This is a genomic window from Nocardioides seonyuensis, from assembly GCF_004683965.1.
In the GTDB taxonomy this organism is placed as follows: domain Bacteria; phylum Actinomycetota; class Actinomycetes; order Propionibacteriales; family Nocardioidaceae; genus Nocardioides; species Nocardioides seonyuensis.
On sequence record NZ_CP038436.1, the window covers coordinates 1,502,433 to 1,521,527 of the forward strand.

19 protein-coding genes and 1 tRNA gene are annotated in these 19,095 nt (G+C 71.0%); 9 read left to right on the forward strand and 11 right to left on the reverse strand.

What is annotated here, in order from left to right; translation table 11 throughout:
- Positions 1 to 31: 31 nt before the first annotated feature.
- Positions 32 to 673 carry a uracil phosphoribosyltransferase gene (gene upp, locus EXE58_RS07410; protein WP_135267292.1) on the reverse strand — a complete coding sequence of 214 codons (642 nt, stop codon included), beginning with the start codon at positions 671 to 673 and terminating at the stop codon, positions 32 to 34.
- Positions 674 to 789: 116 nt separating this feature from the next.
- Here upp and EXE58_RS07415 point away from each other — a divergent pair, with 116 nt between their 5' ends.
- The 4 genes from EXE58_RS07415 to EXE58_RS07430 all read left to right on the forward strand — a co-directional run bounded on the left by EXE58_RS07415 (position 790) and on the right by EXE58_RS07430 (position 3,479).
- Positions 790 to 1,275 (forward strand): tRNA adenosine deaminase-associated protein, encoded by a 486-nt coding sequence (locus tag EXE58_RS07415; protein ID WP_135267293.1) that lies wholly within the window; start codon positions 790 to 792, stop codon positions 1,273 to 1,275.
- 44 nt (positions 1,276 to 1,319) lie between these two features.
- Entirely contained in the window at positions 1,320 to 1,751 is a 432-nt protein-coding gene (locus EXE58_RS07420) for a nucleoside deaminase (protein ID WP_135269480.1), read from the forward strand.
- Positions 1,752 to 1,862: 111 nt separating this feature from the next.
- Positions 1,863 to 3,350 (forward strand): M20/M25/M40 family metallo-hydrolase, encoded by a 1,488-nt coding sequence (locus EXE58_RS07425; protein WP_208544165.1) that lies wholly within the window; start codon positions 1,863 to 1,865, stop codon positions 3,348 to 3,350.
- 42 nt (positions 3,351 to 3,392) lie between these two features.
- Positions 3,393 to 3,479: transfer RNA gene (locus tag EXE58_RS07430), tRNA-Ser, on the forward strand.
- An 86-nt stretch (positions 3,480 to 3,565) separates the two neighbouring features.
- On the opposite strand, the gene EXE58_RS07435 is transcribed toward EXE58_RS07430, so the two are convergent.
- From EXE58_RS07435 to EXE58_RS07445, 3 genes are all read right to left on the reverse strand, one after another.
- Positions 3,566 to 5,188 (reverse strand): copper resistance CopC/CopD family protein, encoded by a 1,623-nt coding sequence (locus EXE58_RS07435; RefSeq protein WP_135267294.1) that lies wholly within the window; start codon positions 5,186 to 5,188, stop codon positions 3,566 to 3,568.
- 10 nt (positions 5,189 to 5,198) lie between these two features.
- Positions 5,199 to 5,909 carry a YcnI family copper-binding membrane protein gene (locus tag EXE58_RS07440; RefSeq protein ID WP_167288738.1) on the reverse strand — a complete coding sequence of 237 codons (711 nt, stop codon included), beginning with the start codon at positions 5,907 to 5,909 and terminating at the stop codon, positions 5,199 to 5,201.
- Between the two features lie 76 nt (positions 5,910 to 5,985).
- On the reverse strand, positions 5,986 to 6,723 hold the full coding sequence (locus EXE58_RS07445) for a hypothetical protein (protein WP_135267296.1): 738 nt from the start codon (positions 6,721 to 6,723) through the stop codon (positions 5,986 to 5,988).
- Between the two features lie 118 nt (positions 6,724 to 6,841).
- Between EXE58_RS07445 and EXE58_RS07450 the strand changes: the two genes are divergently transcribed.
- Both EXE58_RS07450 and EXE58_RS07455 read left to right on the forward strand, forming a co-directional pair.
- Positions 6,842 to 7,579, forward strand: coding sequence for an SURF1 family protein (locus tag EXE58_RS07450; protein ID WP_167288740.1), 738 nt, complete (start codon positions 6,842 to 6,844; stop codon positions 7,577 to 7,579).
- Positions 7,580 to 7,603: 24 nt separating this feature from the next.
- Positions 7,604 to 8,002, forward strand: coding sequence for a DUF3817 domain-containing protein (locus tag EXE58_RS07455; RefSeq protein WP_135267298.1), 399 nt, complete (start codon positions 7,604 to 7,606; stop codon positions 8,000 to 8,002).
- Between the two features lie 56 nt (positions 8,003 to 8,058).
- Here the strand turns inward: EXE58_RS07455 and EXE58_RS07460 are convergent, their stop codons facing one another.
- Entirely contained in the window at positions 8,059 to 8,751 is a 693-nt protein-coding gene (locus tag EXE58_RS07460) for a hypothetical protein (RefSeq protein WP_135267299.1), read from the reverse strand.
- A gap of 124 nt (positions 8,752 to 8,875) precedes the next feature.
- Between EXE58_RS07460 and EXE58_RS07465 the strand changes: the two genes are divergently transcribed.
- Positions 8,876 to 9,388 (forward strand): peptidylprolyl isomerase, encoded by a 513-nt coding sequence (locus EXE58_RS07465; RefSeq protein ID WP_135267300.1) that lies wholly within the window; start codon positions 8,876 to 8,878, stop codon positions 9,386 to 9,388.
- Between the two features lies 1 nt (position 9,389).
- Positions 9,390 to 10,325: a rhomboid family intramembrane serine protease gene (locus EXE58_RS07470; protein WP_135267301.1), complete on the forward strand. Its 936-nt coding sequence runs from the start codon at positions 9,390 to 9,392 to the stop codon at positions 10,323 to 10,325.
- A 60-nt stretch (positions 10,326 to 10,385) separates the two neighbouring features.
- Here EXE58_RS07470 and EXE58_RS07475 read toward each other — a convergent pair whose 3' ends face one another.
- Positions 10,386 to 10,841 (reverse strand): cell division protein CrgA, encoded by a 456-nt coding sequence (locus EXE58_RS07475; protein ID WP_135267302.1) that lies wholly within the window; start codon positions 10,839 to 10,841, stop codon positions 10,386 to 10,388.
- Positions 10,842 to 10,914: 73 nt separating this feature from the next.
- On the opposite strand from EXE58_RS07475, the gene EXE58_RS07480 reads away from it, so the two are divergent.
- Entirely contained in the window at positions 10,915 to 11,667 is a 753-nt protein-coding gene (locus EXE58_RS07480; RefSeq protein WP_135267303.1) for a DUF881 domain-containing protein, read from the forward strand.
- 32 nt (positions 11,668 to 11,699) lie between these two features.
- Here the strand turns inward: EXE58_RS07480 and pknB are convergent, their stop codons facing one another.
- Genes pknB through EXE58_RS07505 form a run of 5 tightly spaced genes read right to left on the reverse strand, consistent with a single transcriptional unit; the run spans position 11,700 to position 19,093 of the window.
- On the reverse strand, positions 11,700 to 13,511 hold the full coding sequence (gene pknB, locus EXE58_RS07485; RefSeq protein ID WP_135267304.1) for a Stk1 family PASTA domain-containing Ser/Thr kinase: 1,812 nt from the start codon (positions 13,509 to 13,511) through the stop codon (positions 11,700 to 11,702).
- Entirely contained in the window at positions 13,508 to 14,950 is a 1,443-nt protein-coding gene (locus tag EXE58_RS07490) for a serine/threonine-protein kinase (RefSeq protein WP_135267305.1), read from the reverse strand. Before EXE58_RS07490 ends, pknB begins: the two co-directional genes overlap by 4 nt.
- The gene (locus EXE58_RS07495) at positions 14,947 to 16,407 is read right to left on the reverse strand and encodes a peptidoglycan D,D-transpeptidase FtsI family protein (RefSeq protein WP_135267306.1); all 1,461 of its coding nucleotides are present in this window, start codon (positions 16,405 to 16,407) and stop codon (positions 14,947 to 14,949) included. Before EXE58_RS07495 ends, EXE58_RS07490 begins: the two co-directional genes overlap by 4 nt.
- A complete protein-coding gene (locus tag EXE58_RS07500) occupies positions 16,404 to 17,813 on the reverse strand; it encodes an FtsW/RodA/SpoVE family cell cycle protein (RefSeq protein WP_135267307.1) in 1,410 nt (469 codons plus the stop codon). Before EXE58_RS07500 ends, EXE58_RS07495 begins: the two co-directional genes overlap by 4 nt.
- Before the next feature lie 17 nt (positions 17,814 to 17,830).
- Positions 17,831 to 19,093, reverse strand: coding sequence for a PP2C family protein-serine/threonine phosphatase (locus EXE58_RS07505; protein WP_135267308.1), 1,263 nt, complete (start codon positions 19,091 to 19,093; stop codon positions 17,831 to 17,833).
- Between the last annotated feature and the right edge of the window lie 2 nt (positions 19,094 to 19,095).

The following is a 19,095-nucleotide window of genomic DNA, read 5'->3' on the forward strand; positions in this document are numbered from 1 at the left end:
AAAGAGTCGCCCAATCGGCGGAGGGCCAGGGTCAGTGGGCCAGGCCGTAGAGCCGGTCGCCGGCGTCACCCAGGCCGGGCACGATGTAGCCGTGCTCGTTGAGGCGCTCGTCCTGCGCGGCCGTCACCACGGTCACGGGAACCTCGAGCCCCTGGAGCCCCGCCTCGAGGTTGGCGACGCCCTCGGGCGCGACGAGCAGGCAGATGGCGGTGATGTCGTCGGCACCGCGATCGGTCAGGAAACGGATCGCCGCGGCCAGCGTGCCCCCGGTCGCGAGCATCGGGTCGAGCACGTAGCACTGGCGCCCGGAGAGGTCCTCGGGGAGCCGCTCGGCGTAGGTGGAGGCCTCGAGCGTCTCCTCGTTGCGCACCATGCCCAGGAAGCCGACCTCGGCGGTCGGAAGCAGGCGCATCATGCCGTCGAGCATGCCCAGCCCGGCGCGCAGGATCGGCACGACCAACGGCTTGGGGGAAGCCAGGTGGACACCCGTCGTGGGGGCCACCGGAGTCGAGATCTTGTGGGGCTCGACGCGCACCTCGCGGGTGGCCTCGTAGGCGAGCAGGGTCACCAGCTCGTCGGTGAGGCGGCGGAACGTCGGCGAGTCGGTCCCGGTGTCTCGGAGCACCGTGAGCTTGTGGGAGACGAGCGGGTGGTCGACGACGTGCAGACGCATGTGGCGAAGCCTATGCGGAGGCCGTGCCAAAGGGGTTGGCGGCCGTGCTGGTTTCTGGGAGATTGGAGCGTCAGGGATCGAGCGTCGACGAGCACTGGTCCACGGAGGGAGCGATCATGCCCGAGCAGAGCGACGGCATCGACTTCGCCGTGGCTGCCATCCGTCAGGACGGCCGCTGGCAGGTCAGCAGGATCGCGGCGACTGCCTGCGAGTCCGTGGACACGTTGACCCACGCCCTGCGCAGGCTCGACGCCGACGGCGGCGCGCTGGGCATGATCGCCGTCGACGAGGACTTCTTCGTCCTCGTCAGGGTCTCTGGCTCGGGCGCCAGGGTGCTGCTCTCCGACGTGACCGCAGCCGACGAGTGGGAGCTCGCACAGTCCGCCATCGACTTCCTCGGCCTCCCCGCCCACGAGGACGACGGCGACCCGGTGCCGGCCGGCGACCTCGACATCCTCGGCGACCTGGGCCTGCCCGCCGCCGACATGGGAGCCCTGCTCGACGAGGCCGACCTCTACCCCGACGAGATGCTCTCCGACGTCGCCCGGCGCCTCGGGTTCGGCGAGCTCTTCGACGACGCCATCGGGCTGACCACTGCATGACCTCACCTCTTGCTGAGCCGGCCGCCTCGGTGTGGGCCGGCGCCATGCGACTCGCGCTGGCGGAGGCAGCCGCGGCGGGCGCCGCCGACGACGTACCCGTCGGCGCGGTCGTCCTAGACCCCTCCGGCGAGCTGATCGGCACCGGCCACAACCTGCGCGAGGCCACCGCCGACCCCACCGCCCACGCCGAAGTGGTGGCGTTGCGTGCTGCCGCCGCAGCACGTGGCGAGTGGCGGCTCACCGGCTGCACGCTCGTCGTCACCCTCGAGCCCTGCACGATGTGCGCGGGCGCCGTGGTCCTCTCCCGCGTCGACCGCCTCGTCTTCGGGGCGTACGACGACCGGCTCGGCGCCGCGGGCTCGCTGTGGGACGTCGTCCGCGACCGCAGGCTCAACCACCGGCCCGAGGTGGTGGCCGGGGTGCTGGCGGAGGAGTCGCAGGAGCTGCTCGACGGGTTCTTCGCACGCCACCGCTGAGGCCGGCCACAGGGGCGGCTCGTCCCCGAATGTGACGCAGGTTACAGTCGCTGGCACGGAGGGGCCGACTCGGATGGAGCCCCCCGCCGACACGGAAGGTCTGCATCAACCATGCACTCACACCGGAAGACGTTGGCCGTCGCTGCTGCCACCACCACGGCACTTGCGCTGCTGACCATGCCTGCCCAAGGCGCCCCCAACCCCAACAACCCCGAGAAGATGGCCAAGGCGGTCGAGGTCGCCGACGTCATGGACCACCTCGAGGCGTTCCAGGACATCGCCGACTCCCACGACGGAAACCGCGGCGCCGGCACCTCCGGCTACGACGCGTCGGGGGCCTATGTCGAGGACACCCTCCGAGCCGCCGGCTACGACACCCAGCGCCAGTGGTTCGACTTCACCTACTTCGAGGTCGTCTCCTCCAGCCTCACCGTGGGGGGCAGCCCGATCGACGAGAACGTCATGTCCTACAGCCCCTCGACTCCCGTCGGCGGCGTCACCGGACCGCTCGCCGCACCGGCCGTCGCGACCGGCTGCGCGGCCGGCGACTGGGCCGGCTTCCCCGCTGGGTCGGTCGCACTGATCAGCCGCGGCGCCTGCGCGTTCGGGGTGAAGGCCGCCAACGCCAAGACCGCCGGCGCGGTTGCCGCGGTCGTCTACAACAACGAGGAGGGGGAGCTCCACGGCACGCTCGGCGGCCCCGGCGACTACGCGCCCGCCACCGGCATCACGCAGGCCGACGGCAAGGCGCTGCTGGCCCGGCTGGGCGAGACCACCACGTTCGAGGCCCAGACCGTGCTCGAGGAGCGCAGCACCTTCAACGTCCTCGCCGAGACCGACAAGGGCCGCGACGACAACGTCGTCATGATGGGCGCCCACCTCGACTCCGTGAACGACGGACCCGGCATCAACGACAACGGCACCGGTTCGGCCGCCCTCCTCGAGACGGCGGTCCAGCTGGCGAAGGCCAACAAGCTCAACAACAAGCTCCGCTTCGCCTGGTGGGGCGCGGAGGAGCACGGCCTGCTCGGCTCGGAGCACTACGTCGCCGACCTGAAGGAGAACGACCCGGCCGCGCTGGAGGACATCGCGACCTACCTCAACTTCGACATGGTGGGCTCGCCCAACCACATCATCGGTGTCTACGACGCCGACCAGTCGACCTACGAGGCCGACGTCGACGTGCCCGAGGGCTCCGCCGAGACCGAGGACGTCCTGACCGACTGGTTCGACAGCCAGGACCAGGCGTGGGTCGACACCCCGTTCAGCGGCCGGTCCGACTACGCCGCCTTCATCGACGCGGGCATCCCGTCCTCGGGCCTGTTCACCGGGGCCGACGACGTCAAGACCGAGGAGCAGGAGGACCTGTTCGGTGGCACCGCCGGGATCATCCTCGACCCGAACTACCACACGCCCGAGGACGACATCTCCAACCTCAACGTCGACGCCCTCGACGTCATGAGCGACGCCATCGCGGCTTCGGCCATCTTGCTGGCGCAGGACACCAGCGACATCAACAACAAGCGCAGCCGGGGCAAGTCCGGGAAGCCGGGTCCCGACGTCGTCGTGATGGAGCACGTGGCGCACCACCTCCGCTGAGTGATTTAGCGCCTCGGCCGCTCGGGCGGTAATCTCTCCCGCGGTGGCGTGTCCGAGCGGCCGAAGGTGCATCACTCGAAATGATGTGTGGGGTCAAACCCACCGTGGGTTCAAATCCCACCGCCACCGCAGATTGGATCGTGGAGCTTCGGTGTCACAACGTGACGCGGAAGCTCCACGATCTGATTTCGGCCCGCCGCCCGCCAGGCGCGTGCTCACCTGATGTCGACGGTCCCGCTGGTGACGACCGCGGCCTGCCGTCGGTCCTCGACGGTGAGGGTCAGCCTCCACTCCCCGGCGTAGGGGAAGGTGAAGGCTCCGTGCCAGTGGCCGGGGGCGGCGCCGCCGAGGGTGATGTCGAGGGGTCCGATGCCCTCCTCGGGGAGCGTCGCCGTGAGCCGGACCTGCCTGGCGTCGAGAGGTCCTCCCTCGGAGTCCACGAGCTCCACCGCGAGGCGGCTCCCTGCGACGGTCGCGGGGTCGACCTCCAGCTGCGCGGATGCTCCGGCGGCGAGGTCCATGTCGACGCTGACGGGTCCCGTGGCGGTGCTCTCAGCCGGGGCCGGGTCCGTGGTGGCCGGCGGGGTCACCGTGGCCAGGACAGCGGTGAGAGCAAGCACGAGCACGGTCGTCACCACTTCGACGCGGACCGAGCCTCGGACTTGGTCTGCACCTTGACGAGCTCGTCGCCTCGACACGGCAGCCACGGCGACGGCCGTCCCGACCACGAGGATCTTGACGGCCAGGAGTCGCCCGTAGTCGGAGCGCCACAACGAGTCGAGGGCGTCGAGTCGGTACAGGGAGTTCACGGTGCCCGTGGCGACGAGGAGGAGGACGGAGAGCAGCGCGACCCTCGAGAACGCCCGGATCGCGTGGGTGTCTGGCTTCTCGCCACGTCCGCTGGCGGCAGCGGTGAGGGCGACCAGGCCACCGACCCAGATGCCGGCGGCGAGCACGTGCGCGGCGTCGACGGCACGTTCGGTGACAGCACCCGAGGCTGCGGCATGGGCGGTGCCGGAGAAGGTGATGGCGACGCCCGCCACACCTGTGACCGCGATCCACCGGTTCACCTTGTTCTCGAGTGCTCCCCGTGGCCAGAGGATGGCACCCATGGCGAGGAGGATGAAGAGACGCACCTGGGTCCACGCCCCGAAGGACGAGTGCGTGGTCTCGGACAGCAGCGCCCGGTCGAACAGGTCAGAGAGCGGTCGTGCCGTCACGTATGGGCCCTGGAAGAGCAGTGCCAGCACGGCCGCCGTTGCGGCGAGGACCAGGCCGGTGCGGAGCAGCACGTGGGTGCGCGGGTGTCGCCGGGCGGGTCGCCAGCAGCACAGCGCGAAGACAACTGCCCCCGTGACGAGGACGAAGCCGAGGTAGCCGACGAACCGTGCTGCGACGACCTGCACGGGGGCGTCCACCGCTGGTCCCTGTTCCGCCTCGACGGGGTTGACCGTGACGCCCTCCCCGACACCGAAGGAGAACGCTCCGGTGACGGGGTGACTGTCGCCTGAGACGACACGCCAACTGACGACGTACGCACCGTCGGGAAGATCCCGGGGCATCGCCCACCGGACGGTGCTTCCGTCTGTCACAGGAGCTGGTGTGGGTACGGCGTCCCCGCCGGCGCCGAGCAACCGGATGCCGTCGTCGAGCAGTGCCACGGACTCGGTGAACTCCAGCACCACCTCCCCAGGTGCGTCGGCCAGCTGGGCACCGTTGAGGGGGTTGGTCGAGACGAGCTCGGCGTGCGCAGTCGCCGGGCCGGCAGCGACCACCTGCGCGAGGGTGAGCACAGCCAGAGCCGCGAGCAGGGCCGCGACGCGACGGAGCAAGGTCATGGGAGAGCGGTCACGCCCGACGCCTCAGCGCAACGAACAGGGCACCCATCGCGGCCAGCAGGGCCAGCCCCGACAGCACGACCGGCACGACCGTCGAACCGTCACCGTCGTCCTCGGACGCCGTGGCGCCAGCAGCCTCGGCCTCGGTCGCGGCCTCGGCGTCGGCGGCTTCCGGGGCGGTGATCGTCAGGACCGGTGCCGGGTGCTCGGGCTCGGACTGCTCGTCGACGGCGACCTCGTTCCACTTCACGACCTCACCCGAGGAGTAGGTCTGGATGGCGGTGAACACCATCTCGCCGGACTCAGGCAGCTGGCCCATGCTCACGTCGAAGTCCTCGAACTGGTTCGGCGCGATGCCCTCACCCGTCGCGGTCCACGTCACCTCGGACACGACCGAGTCGACCTCCTCGCCGAACATGTCGATGGGCTCGTCGAGGGTCCGGTTCTTCGTCGTGACCTTCCAGCCGGGCACCGGCCGGGTCCGCACCGAACCGATCGGCTGGTCCTCCGGCAGCAGCACCTGGACCTTGGTGGTGCTCGCGTCGTCACGCTCGGTCGGCACCCGGAACGACACGACCGAGAACCCGCCGCCCTCGACCTCGCCCGGCTGCACCGTGACGTGCGCCCAAGCCGTCGACGGGAGCACCATCGCACCGAGCGCAAGCCCTGCCAGGAGCGTCCGCTGGGCTCGGCGGAACCCACGGTTCGAAGCGCCGGTCATCGGCCTGGGTGCACTCTGCATCGTGGATCCGTTCAGTCGTGGTCGGGTCGCCTTCTGGGACATCGGGGGACTGCCTCTACGGCGCGGGGAACAGCCGACTGTTGCGGGAGTCGAGGGCGGTGCCGGAGGTGTCGACGAAGGACGCCGTGACCGCATACTTGCCCGGGCGCCCCATCGGCATGCGCACATTGACGCGTCCCTCGGCGGATCGGCGTAGCTCCACGACGTCGCTCCCCCGGCGCGTGCCCGTCCACCTGACCCGCACGAACCCGGTCGGGGGCGCTCCACCCACCTGGTCGACGCGGACACGGAGGAGACCGGGCCGGACCTGCTTCACCGCCACCTCGGTGGGGGCGGCGACACGGACCGTCGGGGCGGATGCGAGGACGGTCTGCCTGCGGCACACGTCCGTCGACTGCACCGCCGCCACCTGGGTCACGGTGTGCCCGATGTCACGGACGCCCACCTCGTACGTGTCACCGCCGCCGCGCGGGATGCCGTCGCGCTGCCACTCGATCCGCAACGCGCTGGCAGGGACCGACCCCCACCCCGTCGGCTGGGTCGTGATGTCGCGGTGGGTCGTCCCGTCGAGGACCGTGCCCGGCGTGACGACCTTGCCCTCCGCGAGCGGCGGAAGGGTGAACGAGGGCCACAGCTCCAACGTGTGGGGAGGGCAGGACGCGGGCATCGGGTCGCCGGACGCGGAGGCGAACCACCCGGTGCCCGCGGTGGCCACGAGGGCCACGGCTCCGGTGAGCATCGAGACTCGCAGCATCGTCTGCCGCCGCACAGGCGAGCTGATTGACCGAGACATGTAGCCCTCCGGGATAGGGGTCACCGGCGAGGTCCCCGCCGCGGTCGACAGCGTAGAGCCGCACGGACCGGGCACCCACGACTGCACACACTCTGGGCCCATGCGGGACACTCGGGGGGTGAGCCGGCGCCCATCGATCCTGCAGGAGATGGGTGCGCTCCTCCTCACCGTCGTGCTCGTCGGTATCGCCGCCGGACTGGGCTGGTGGCAGCTCGGGGCCTGGCAGGCCCGCCGTGCCGCCGAGGCGCGCGACCTGACCCAGAACCCGCCGGTCGCGATGACCGACGTGCTCGGTCCCGACGATCCCTTCCCGGCGCCGGACGTGGGCCGGCCCGTGACCGTCGAGGGGACCTGGCTGCCCGAGGGCAGGTTCTGGGTCTCGGATCGGCAGCACGACGGCCGCGACGGCTACTGGGCCGTCACCCCGCTGCGGCTGGGCGAGGCTGGCACCCCCGCAGTCCTGGTCGTCCAGGGATGGGCGGAGTCGCCGCAGGGCCCTGCCCCCACCGGCACGGCCGAGGTGACCGGCTGGCTGCAACCTCCTGAGGGCGGCACGGTGACCGACGACGATGCCAGCGACGACATCTTCCCGGAGATCCGCGTCGCCGACGCCGTCCAGCGTGTCGACACCGACCTCTACAGCGCCTACGTCGTGGCCGACCCCGCGCGCAGCGCCGACGTCACCGGAGACCTCGCGCCCGCCGACCTTGCCTCACTGCCCGAGGTGGGTCGCTTCACGGCGCTGAAGAACCTGCTCTACGCCATCGAGTGGTGGGTGTTCGGAGCGTTCGCGGCCTTCGTGTGGTGGCGGTGGCGGCAGGACGCCCGTGACGAGGAGGCGTCGTACGCCGCTTAGTGCCCGACGGATAGGTTGGCGCCCGTGCGCAAGAACCTCACCGCCTACCGCGTCATGGCCTTCGTGGTGGGCGTGCTCCTGGTCATCCTCTTCTTCGTCGGCGTCCCGCTCGGCAGCTTCGACGGCACCGAGATGTGGTGCCTGGAGGAGGGCCGGTGCGCCTTCGACAGCACTCCCACCTGGTTCCTGCCCGGATCGGACGTCCAGCACTTCGGCGAGCTGCTCACGGAGTACCTCGGGGTCGCCCACGGCTGGCTCTACATGCTGTTCCTGATCAGCGCGTTCCTGCTCTCACGCAGGGCCGGCTGGGACCTGCCCTTCACCCTGGTCACCCTGGTGTGCGGCACGGTCCCCGTCCTCTCGTTCTGGGCCGAGCACCGGGCCACCCGACGCGTGCGCGCCGACCACCCGGACCTCGTCTGACAAAGCACTGGCCCGACGGATCACTCCGTCGGGCCAGTGCGTGGACGACGCATGGGTCAGGACTTGTCCGACCCCTCGGGGACGTCGTCCACGTCGATGACCTCGGCCGGGCGGTCGGGAGTCGTCGAGCCATGCGGCTCCTCGACCGAGTCGCTGATCGCCTCGCCGGGCGCACCGCCGCCGACGTCGTCGCTCGTGCGTGTCGCCCCGAGCGGGTCCGCCGTGGCGGCCATCGCGGCGGTGCCCGTGGGGGTCGCGGTGGAACCGGCGCCCGACGCGGGGGTCCGCGCCGGCGCGGGCGCCGACGGCTGGTAGGACGACTGCCAGTTGGAGCTGTCGGACTGCTTGCCCTTGAGCTTGGTGAAGAGGAAGCCGCCCAGGGCAGCCAGTCCCCCGATGAGCAGGAGCTTCTTGAGCTTGCTCCCCTTGGGCTCGGGCTTGCCGGTGAGCTCGGCGGCCTTGGCCGCAGCCAGGTCGCGACCCATCGCTGCGCGCTCGGCTGCGATCTGCGCGCCGGCGTGGGCCTTCTCGGCCGCCAGGGCGGCGCCGATCGTGGCCGTCTCGGTGGCGCGCGCCTTGCCCTCGGCGATCAGCGGTCGGGCGCGGTCACGAGCGTCGTGGAGGGCCGGCCCTGCCTTCTCCCTCGCCTGGACGAGAGCCGCCTCGAGCTGCGGGATGACCGTGTCCGAGACCTGGTCGACGTAGTCGTGCGCGCGGTCGATCAGGGTCTTCCTTCTGCCGAAGTGCATGCGTGACCTCCTAGTCAGGTGTGTCTCCATCACACCACGTCGCACAAGGCGGCCACCAGACCCGTCCCGGGGCCGTGGCAGGATCGAGTCCGACACCAGAACCTCCGACGAAAGAGGCATACCCATGGCGGACCCGCAGGCGACCCTCAAGACCAACCGTGGCGACATCGTGCTGAACCTGTTCCCCAACCACGCGCCTGAGACGGTCGACAACTTCACCGGCCTCGCCGAGGGCACCAAGGACTACAACGACGACGCCGGCCGCAGCGGCGAGAAGTTCTACGACGGCCTCGGCTTCCACCGCGTGATCGACGGCTTCATGATCCAGGGTGGCTGCCCGCTGGGCACCGGCACCGGCGGCCCGGGCTACACGTTCAAGGACGAGATCCACCCCGAGCTCGTCTTCGACAAGCCCTACCTCCTCGCGATGGCCAACGCCGGTCCCGGCACCAACGGCTCGCAGTTCTTCATCACCGTGACCCCGACGCCCCACCTCAACCGCAAGCACACGATCTTCGGCGAGGTGGCCGACCAGGCCAGCCGCGACGTCGTCGACGCGATCGCCACGACCCGCACCGGTCCGATGGACCGCCCCGCCGAGCCCGTCGTGATCGAGTCGGTCGAGATCACCCGCTGACTTGAGCGACCACCCAGGGTCCGTCCCCGGCGGGGCGCCGGTCTGCTACCGGCACCCCGACCGGGAGACATGGATCCGCTGCCAGCGCTGCGACCGCCCGATCTGCCCCGACTGCATGCGCGATGCCGCGGTCGGCTTCCAGTGCCCCGACTGCGTCAAGCAGGGCGCCAAGGAGACGCGCCAGGGCCTTTCGCTGTACGGCGGCCGGCGCAGCGCCGACCCCCGCCTGACCTCGTTCGTGCTGATCGGCATCAACGCCGCCATCTGGATGGCGATCATGGCCACCGGTGGCAACAACTCCCGGCTGGTCGACCTGCTCGCCTTCATGCCGCGCGGAAGGTGCAACGCCCCCGAGGCGGGGATGTACTTCCCGGACATCCGCACCGAGGCGGTCTGCGACACCGCCGGCACCTGGATCCCGGGCATCGTCGACGGCGCCTGGTGGAAGCTCCTGAGCCCGGTCTTCACCCACGTCGAGATCTGGCACATCGCCACCAACATGCTCGCGCTGTTCGTCCTGGGGCCGATCGTGGAGGCCGCCTTCGGCCGCACCCGCTTCCTGGCGATCTACCTCGCAGGCGGGCTGGGCGGCTCCGTGTGCGCCCTGTGGCTCGCCTCTCCCGGCTCCAGCGGGGTCGGAGCCTCCGGTGCACTCTTCGGACTCCTGGGCGCACTCGTCGTGATGTCGGTCAAGGGGCACGTCGACCGCCAGTGGGTGACGCAGAACCTCGTGCTCGGTGTCGTGATCACCGTGGTGGGGTGGCGCTTCATCTCGTGGCAGGGACACCTCGGCGGCCTTCTCGCCGGCCTCGCCACCGCCGGCCTGGTCGTCTTCGCGCCGAAGGCCCGTCGCAGCGCGGTCCAGTGGGCCGGCATCGCTGCCGTGCTCGTCGTACTCCTCGCGCTCGCGCTGGTGCGTGTGGCCGCGCTCGCCTGAAAGTTCTCCCCAGCTGTGCAAAAGCTGTGGATAACTACACCGTTGTAACTCCCTCGGGAGTCACTCCCACTTGGTGGCGAAGCTGAAGCCCACCGCCATGAACGCGATGCCGACCACGAGGTTCCACTGGCCGAGGTCGTTGAAGACGGGGATGTCGCTGAGGTCGTCGGCGAAGACGTAGAACGTGCAGATCCACAGCAGGCCGATGAGGAAGCTGCCGAGCATCCCGACGACCACACCGCGGCCGCGGCCCAGCGGCGTCGAGCGGTGCGCGGAGACCATCAGGCCGAGCAGCAGCAGGCCGAAGCCGATGACGTAGTTCCAGCGCTCGAGGTCGGCGATCGCCTTGGGGGACCCCTCGGCGGGCGGGAGGACCGTCGGGTCCGGCCGGACCGCGACGTAGTACCACGTCATCCAGGCGATGCCTGCGATGATCAGGACCAGGGCGACCAGGAACCTCACGCTCCACAACCGGACGCGCGGCTCCTGGATCTGGGCCGACTCGGACTTGGTCACAGCTGCTCCTGATTGATCTGGACTGCGTTCGACGAGCGGGCGAGGCGCCCACCGAGGGGTTAGCGTAGTCGTCGTGTCCCCCGGTCCCCGCGAGCGCCCCGACCGTCACCCCGCGTGGCGGTTCGCCACGCCGAGCGTGCTGCTCCTCAGCGGCCTGCTCTTCGGGGTGAGCGCGCAGACGAGCGACGGCACCGACCTGCGTTCCGGCCGCTTCACCGACATGGCCTCGGTCGTGGAGGCAGAGAGCCGCACCACGACCGAGCTCACCGAGCGTGTCGCCCGGCTCAACACCGAGATCGAGGAGCTCAGCGCCGAGATCGGCGACACCTCGGTGCAGCGCGCCCAGGACCGGGTCGCCGACCTCGCCGACCCGGCCGGTCTCACCCCCGTGACCGGCCCTGCGTTCCAGGTCACGCTCGACGACGCGACCCCGGAGGCGCGGGAGGTCTACGAGGGCGACCCCAACGACCTCGTGGTCCACCAGCAGGACATCCAGGCCACGGTCAACGCGATGTGGCGGGCCGGGGCCGAGGCGGTCACCATCCAGGGACAGCGCATCATCTCGACCACGGGCATCAAGTGCGAGGGCAGCACGGTCACGCTCCACGGCGTGCCCTACGCGCCTCCCTACGTCATCGTCGGCATCGGCAACCCCAGCGAGATCGCGCTGTCCGTGGCGCTCGACGAGGACCTCGAGATCTACCGCGAGTACACCACCATCCCGACCGGCGGCGTCTCCTACGCCGTCGAGGACCTCGCCGAGGCCACGGCACCGGCGTACGACGGCCTGCTCGACCTCACCTGGGCACAGCCGGTCGACGGCTGAGCCGCTGGACCGGGCGGCTCACCCCGGACGGCTCAGCCCGGTCCGCGCCGTCCGGTCGGGGTCTCGGTGGGGACAGGCGGGACCGTGGGCGTCTCGGTCGGCACGGTCGGCGTCTCGGTCGGCACGGTCGGCGTCTCCGTCGGCGTCGGCTCCTCCGTCGGCTCCTCGTAGGTGGAGATCGAGATCGTGATGGTGTCGCCCTCGTCGGCCGTGCCGCTGGCGGGGCTCTGGCGTACGACGGTGCCCTTGGGCTCGGTCGTCTCCCCGCCGTAGGGCACGGCGTCCGGCACGAACCCGGCCCTCGTGATCGCCTTCTCCGCCTCCTGCTGGGTCATGCCCACGACGTTGGGGATCTCCTGTGGTCCGTCGGACCAGACGACGGTCACCAGGCTGCCGTCGGCGATCGCGGTGCCGGGTGCGGGGTCGGTGCTCAGCACCTGGTCTCGCGGCTCGTCGGAGTCCTCCTTCTGGAGGCGCACCTTGAGGCCGGCGTCCACGAGCGTCGACCTGGCCTGGTCCTTGGTCTGGCCGATGACGTAGGGCACCTCGACCTCGGGCTTGCCGAGCGAGACGACGATGTCGACATCGGTGTCGGGGGCGACGTAGAGGTCGCGGTTGGGTGACTGCTCCATGACGAGGCCCGACTCGACGCTGGGGGAGGTGCGGGGGTCGACGCGGCCCACCGTCAGCCCGGCGTCGACGATGGCGAGCCGGGCTTCGTCCTCGGTGAGCCCCACCAGCGCGGGCACCTGCACCTCCTCGGAGGCGGTGTCGAACATCCGGGGCAGCAGGAAGGCGCCCGCCGCGACGAGCCCGAGGAGGAGGAGCCCCATGAGGATCCAGAGGCCGGTCCGGCCACGGTTGTCGTCGTCCTGCGCGCGGGTCGGCGGGGGCGCGGCCGCCACGCCGGTGGCGGTGCGCATCGTCGTCGTCACGGCGGTCGGCGGCTCGTCCGGGGCCGCGACCGGCGCGACGGCCGGCGCCTGCACCGGGTGGCCTGCGAGGTAGCGCTCGATGTCGGCCCGCATCGCAGCCGCGCTCTGGTAGCGGTCCTCGACCCGCTTGGCCAGGGACTTCATGACGATCCGGTCGATCTCGGGGTCGAGCTGGTCGTCGAGGTCGGACGGTGGCGTGGCCGGCTCGCGCACGTGCTGGTAGGCCACCGCGACGGGGCTGTCGCCCACGAAGGGCGGGCGGCCGGTCAGCAGCTCGTAGAGCAGGCAGCCGGTGGAGTAGACGTCGGAGCGGGAGTCGACGGTCTCGCCGCGCGCCTGCTCGGGGGAGAGGTACTGGGCGGTGCCGACCACGGCAGCGGTCTGCGTCATGTTGGAGGAGGCGTCGGAGATGGCGCGTGCGATGCCGAAGTCCATCACCTTCACGTCGCCGGCCGGGGTCAGCATGACGTTGCCGGGCTTGATGTCGCGGTGGATGATGCCGGCTCGGTGGCTGTAGTCCAGCGCTGCCAGGACGCCGCTGGTGATCTCGAGGGCGCGCTCGGGGAGGATCTTGCGTCCCTCGCGAAGGATGTCGCGCAGCGTGCGTCCCTGGACGCACTCCATGACGATGTAGGGCTGGGCGACTCCGGAGCCGTCGCTGGCCATCTCCTCGCCGGTGTCGTAGACCGAGACGATCGAGGGGTGGTTGAGGGATGCCGACGACTGGGCCTCGCGACGGAAGCGAGCCTGGAAGGTCGCGTCGCTGGCGAGGTCAGTGCGCAGGCGCTTGACGGCGACGGTCCGCCCCAGGCGCAGGTCGGTGCCCTTGCGGACCTCGGCCATCCCGCCACGCCCCAGCAGCTCGCTGAGCTGGTATCGGCCGCCGATCACGGTCGGCTCGTGCGTCATCCCTCGTTGCCCTCTCCGTTGCCTGGCTCCTTGGGCGCCTTGCCCCAGAAGCGCACCTCCACGGTGTCACCGACCCCGACCGTGCCGGTGGGCGACACCTCCGCCACGATGCCCTCCCCCTGGTCGCCGGCGTTCTCCAGCTCCACCTTGACCGGCTCGAGGCCGAGCTCGCGCAGCTCCTTCTCGACGTCCTTGTGGTCACGGCCGACGTAGGCCGCGGGGTCCACCTCGACCGTCTCGGCGGCCTCGGTCTCCGTCGGTGTCTCGGACGGCTCCGGCTCCTCCGTCGGGGGCTCAGTGGGGGTCTCCGTGGGAGTGTCGGTCGGCGACCCTGTCTGTGTCTCGGTGGGGGTCGGGCGCTGCTCCTGCTCCTGCTCCGGCTCGTCGCCGGCGCGGCTCGCGAGCCACAGCGCCAGCACGAGCGCTGCGACCAGGACGAGGAGCCCCACGACCCACGGCCACGGGACACCGGCGGATGTCGTACGGCGCCGCTCGGGCGCAGCCTCCGCAGGGGGCGCCGCTGGGAAGACCTGCGTCGCCGGCGCGTCGGCGGCAGCGGCGGCCGCCGGCACGACCGCCGTGGCTGCCGTGGGGGCCGTGTCGCCCTCGCGCAGCGCCTGGGCGAAGGCAGCCCCGTCGGCGTAACGCTCGGCGGGGTCCTTGGAGAGCGCGCGTCGTACGACGGCCGCGAGATCGTCCGGCACGGAGTCGGGCAGCGGCGGCACCGGGCTGCGCAGGTGGGCGATCGCGGTGGCGACCGGGGTGTCGGCGACGAAGGGCTTCCTGCCGGCGAGGCCCTCGAAGGCGACCACGCCGAGGGAGTAGACGTCGGAGGCGGCCGAGGCGGGGCTGCCCTCGGCCTGCTCGGGCGAGATGTAGGCGGGTGTGCCGAGGACCTGACCGGTCTCGGTGAGGGACATCCCCTCCGCTGCGCGGGCGATGCCGAAGTCGGTGACCTTGACCCTGCGGTCCGGGGTGACCAGGAGATTGGCGGGCTTGACGTCGCGGTGGACGATGCCCTGCCGGTGGGCGGCGCCCAGCGCCTCCGCGGCCTGGGCCAGCAGGTCGCGGGCGACCGCCGCGTCGAGCGGGCTCCCGGGTCGCAGGAGCTCGGAGAGCGGCTGCCCCTCGACCAGCTCCATCACGAGGTAGGGCCTCGGGGTGGGCGAGCCGTCGGCGGCCGCGGCCTGCCCGAAGTCGAAGACGGAGGCGATGCCGGGGTGGTGCAGCGACGCGGCGTTCCTGGCCTCGGTCTCGAACCGGGCACGGAACAACGCGTCGTCGGCGTACTCGGTCTTCAGCACCTTCACCGCGACCGGCCTGTCCAGCACGGTGTCGCGCGCTCGCCAGACCTCGCCCATCCCCCCGGTCGCGATGCGCGAGTCGAGGACGTAGCGACCGGCGTCGTCGGCGTGCCCGCCCGGGACGAGCGTCGTCACGGTGCGATCACCGCCTCCATGACCGCCTTGGCGATCGGTCCGCCGAGCCGTCCGCCGGCGATCTCGTCACGCGAGGTGTCGCTCGACTCCACCATCACGGCCACCGCGATCTGGGGGTCGTCGGCAGGAGCGAAGGAGACGAACCAGGCGTAGGGGGGACGGTCCGGCGTCGACTGCGCCGTGCCGGTCTTGCCGGCCACGTCGATGCCGGGGATCGCTGCGGGGGTGGCGGTGCCCTGCGCGACGGTCGACACCAGCATGCGGGTCAGCTCGGAGGCGGTCGAGCTCGACATGGCCTCGCTGATCCGCTCGGGATCGGTCTGGCCGAGCACGGAGAGATCGGGCGCGCGCACCTCGTTGACGACGTAGGGCCGCATCACGTCGCCGCCGTTGGCGATCGCTGCCGCCACCATCGCCATCTGGAGCGGTGTCGCGGTGACGCTGGACTGCCCGATGCCGGACATCGCCGTCTGCGGCTCGTCCATGTCACGCGGGTAGAGCGACTTCGCCTGGCCCGGCAGGTCCTGCAGCGAGGTGGAGTTGAAGCCGAACTTCTCGGCCTGGTCGGCCATCGCGTCGTTGCCGAGCTCGTCGGCGAGGCTGAGGAAGCTGACGTTGCACGAGACCTCGAGCGCGCGGGTGAGGCTGATCCGCTTGCCGCCGCAGTCACCGCCGTCGTGGTTCTTGATCTTGGTCTCCGACTGCGGCAGCTGGAACGCGAACCCGCCGGGCACCATCGAGTCGGCGTCGTAGTCGCCCGACTCGATCGCGGCCGTGGCGGTCACGAGCTTGAACGTGGAGCCCGGCGGCAGGGTCGTGCCGATCGCCCGGTTGATCAGGGGGTCGTCGGGGTCGGCCTGCAGACGCTCGGTGAGCTCGGCCACGGAGCCGAAGTCGTGGGACGCCATGCCGTTGGGGTCATAGGTCGGGGTGGACGCCATCGCGAGCACGCGACCGGTCGAGGGCTCGAGCGCCACGACCGCACCCTTGGCGTCCCCGGGCAGTGCCTCGAGGCCTGCCCAGGCTGCGTCCTGCGCCGCGGGGTCGAGGGTCAGCTGGACGTTGCCGCCCTTCGGCTCGGCGTTCTTGAGGAGGTCGACCAGGCGCGTCACGAACAGCCGGGAGTCCTCACCGGAGAGGACGTCGTTCTGGGACCGCTCCACACCGGTCTGGGTGAAGAAGGAGAAGTGGCCCGTCACGGGGGCGTACTTGAGGGGCTGGGGGTAGGTGCGCTGGAACTCGTACTTGTCGTCGGAGGGCACGCTGCGCGCCACCGCATCCTTGCCGACCAGGATCGCCCCGCGCTCGCGCGAGAAGGCGTTGTTGATGATGCGGCGGTTGCGCGGGTCCTCGCCGAGGTCGCCGGCGCGGAAGTACATCAGGTAGGAGGAGTTGAGGAGGAGCGCCACGAACAGCAGCAGGCAGAAGACCGCGACCACGCGGATGGGCTTGTTCACTTGAGCTTCACCACCTGGGTGGTCTCGCTGTCGGACCACGAGGGGCCGTCGGGGTCCAGTCGCGGGACGGGGCGTCGAGCCTGGTCGGAGATGCGGAGCAGCAGGGCGATCACGACCCAGTTGGCGACGAGCGAGGACCCGCCGTACGACAGGAACGGCGTCGTCAGACCGGTGAGCGGGATCAGGCCGGTCACGCCGCCGATCACCACGAAGACCTGGAGGGCGAAGATGGCGCCGAGGCCGGTCGCGAGCAGCTTGCCGAAGCCGTCACGCGAGATCAGCGCGATGCGCAGGGCACGCTCGACGATCAGGCCGTAGCAGACCACCACCGCCATGACCGCGGTCAGGCCGAGCTCCTCGCCGATGGCAGCGACGATGAAGTCGGACTCGGCGTAGGGGATGCGGCACGGGTCGCCCTCGCCGAAGCCGCGACCGATCAGTCCACCCCATCCCATGCCGAACAGGCCCTCGACGAGCTGGCCCGAGCCGGGTGTCTCGTCGTAGTAGGCCATCGGGTCGAGCCAGATGTTGACGCGGTTCTGGACGTGGCCGAAGGCCTGCCACCCCAGGGCGGCACCCACCGCGAAGAGGGCCCCACCCACGACGAGCCACCCCGGGCGCTCGGTGGCGACGTAGAGCATGACCAGGAAGATGCCGAAGAACAGCAGGCTCGAGCCGAGGTCGCGCTGGAACACCAGGATGAACATGCTGACCGCGAACATCACCAGCAGGGGCCCCAGGTCACGGCCGCGCGGCAGGTCGATGAAGAGGACCCGGCGACCGGCGAGGGCCAGCGCGTCACGGTGGAGCACGAGGTATCCGGCGAAGGTGATGACGAGCAGGACCTTGGCGACCTCGCCGGGCTGGAAGCTGAAGGGACCGACGTTGATCCAGATCTTGGCGCCGTTGATGGTGTTGCCGATCAGCGGCATCATCGGCAGCAGCAGCAGGGCGATCGCCACCAGGCCCGAGGTGTAGGTGAACCGCTGGAGCAGCCGGTGGTCGCGCAGCAGGAACAACGTCGCCACGAACAGCACCACGCCCAGGGTCATCCAGGTGAGCTGCTGGCGCGCGAAGGTGCCGTTGTCGGAGCAGAAGCTCGTGGGGTCGAGGTCGAGGCGGTGGATGACGGCGAGCCCGAGCCCGTTGAGTGCGGCGACCAGCGGGAGCAGGACAGGGTCGGCGTAGGGCGCGACCACCCGGATCGCCACGTGGGCGACCACGATCAGGGCGGTGAGCCAGCCGCCGTACCCCACGAGGTCGGCGGGGACGTGCCCCTCGACGCCCAGGCCCACGGCGGCGTAGGCACCGATGCCCACGACCAGGGCGAGGATGAGGAGCAACAGCTCCGCGCCCCGGCGACGGCGGTGCACGAAGTCCATGAGGGAGGCTCCGGACTGGTTCATCGGATCAGCCCGGCCCGTCAGCCGCTCGCCTGGCGGGCGGCGTAGTTGTCGACGATCGTGTGGGCGTCGGCGAGGTTGTCGGCCTCGAGTCCTTCGCGCACCTGCTCGCCCTCGATGTCGCTCAGCGCCGCCATCTCCACGTCGGTGGTCTCGTAGGGGTGGGAGAGCTCGATGCCGGGCAGGTCGGCGTTGAGCCCGCGGAAGATGGTGACCCTGCCGTCGTGCTCGGCGACGTAGAACTGCTGCTGGCTCCAGGACCAGGCGACCGCGAGCGCGATCCAGGCCAGGCCCAGGAGCACGAGGGCGGCGAGGAGCCGTCGCAGCCCGGTGTGCTGCGAAGGCGGCCGGGGGGCGTAGCGGGCGGCCTCGGGGTCGATGGGGTCGGCAGGAATCGCCCCTGCCGGGATGTCCTCGCCCAGCTCCACGTCGGTCACCGGCTCGATCTCGCCCGTGTCGCCCGAGCGGTGCCCGCGGAACAGCCCGCGCCCGGCGCCGGCGAGGGGCGCGCGGCGCGGCAGGTCGGCAGCGGCCCCGACCAGGAGCGGCTGGAGCGTGGCGTCCGGTTCGGTCCCGGACACCTCGGCCACCACGCAGGTGACGTTGTCTGTGCTGCCGGCCTCGAGGCTCGCGCGCACCAGCTCGACGGCTGCGAAGTCCGGGGTGCCGCTGCCGAGGATGTCGGCCATGCGCTCAGGGGAGAGGACGCCGCTGGCGCCGTCGCTGCACACCAGCACCCGGTCGCCCAGCTGGAGCGGGACCTCGAAGAGGTCGGGCTCCTCGTGCCGGATGCCGTCGAGAGCCTTGAGGATGAGGTTGCGGTGGGGATGGGTCCGCGACTCCTCCTCGGTGATGCGACCCTCGTCGATCAGCGTCTGGACGAAGGTGTGGTCCTGGGTCAGCTGGCTGATCTCGCCCTCGCGCAGGAGGTAGGCGCGGCTGTCGCCCAGGTGGCCCATCGCGAGCTTCTCGCCGTCGAAGAGCGCGACCGTGAGGGTCGTGGACGTGCCGCTGAGGGCGGGGTCCTCCTCCACCAGCTCGGCGATGCGGTCGTCGGCGCGGTGGATGGCGCCGGCCACCTGACCGAGCAGGTCGTCCGCGGGTGGCTGGTCCAGCTTGCGGAGCTGCTGCACCGCGGTGCTCGAGGCCAGGTCACCGCGCACCGCTCCGCCGACTCCGTCGCAGACGGTGAGCAGCCAGGGGCCGGCGTATCCGGAGTCCTGGTTGTCGCGACGGACCCGTCCGACATCGGAGATGGCGGAGTAGTGGAGGTGGAAGGTCATCG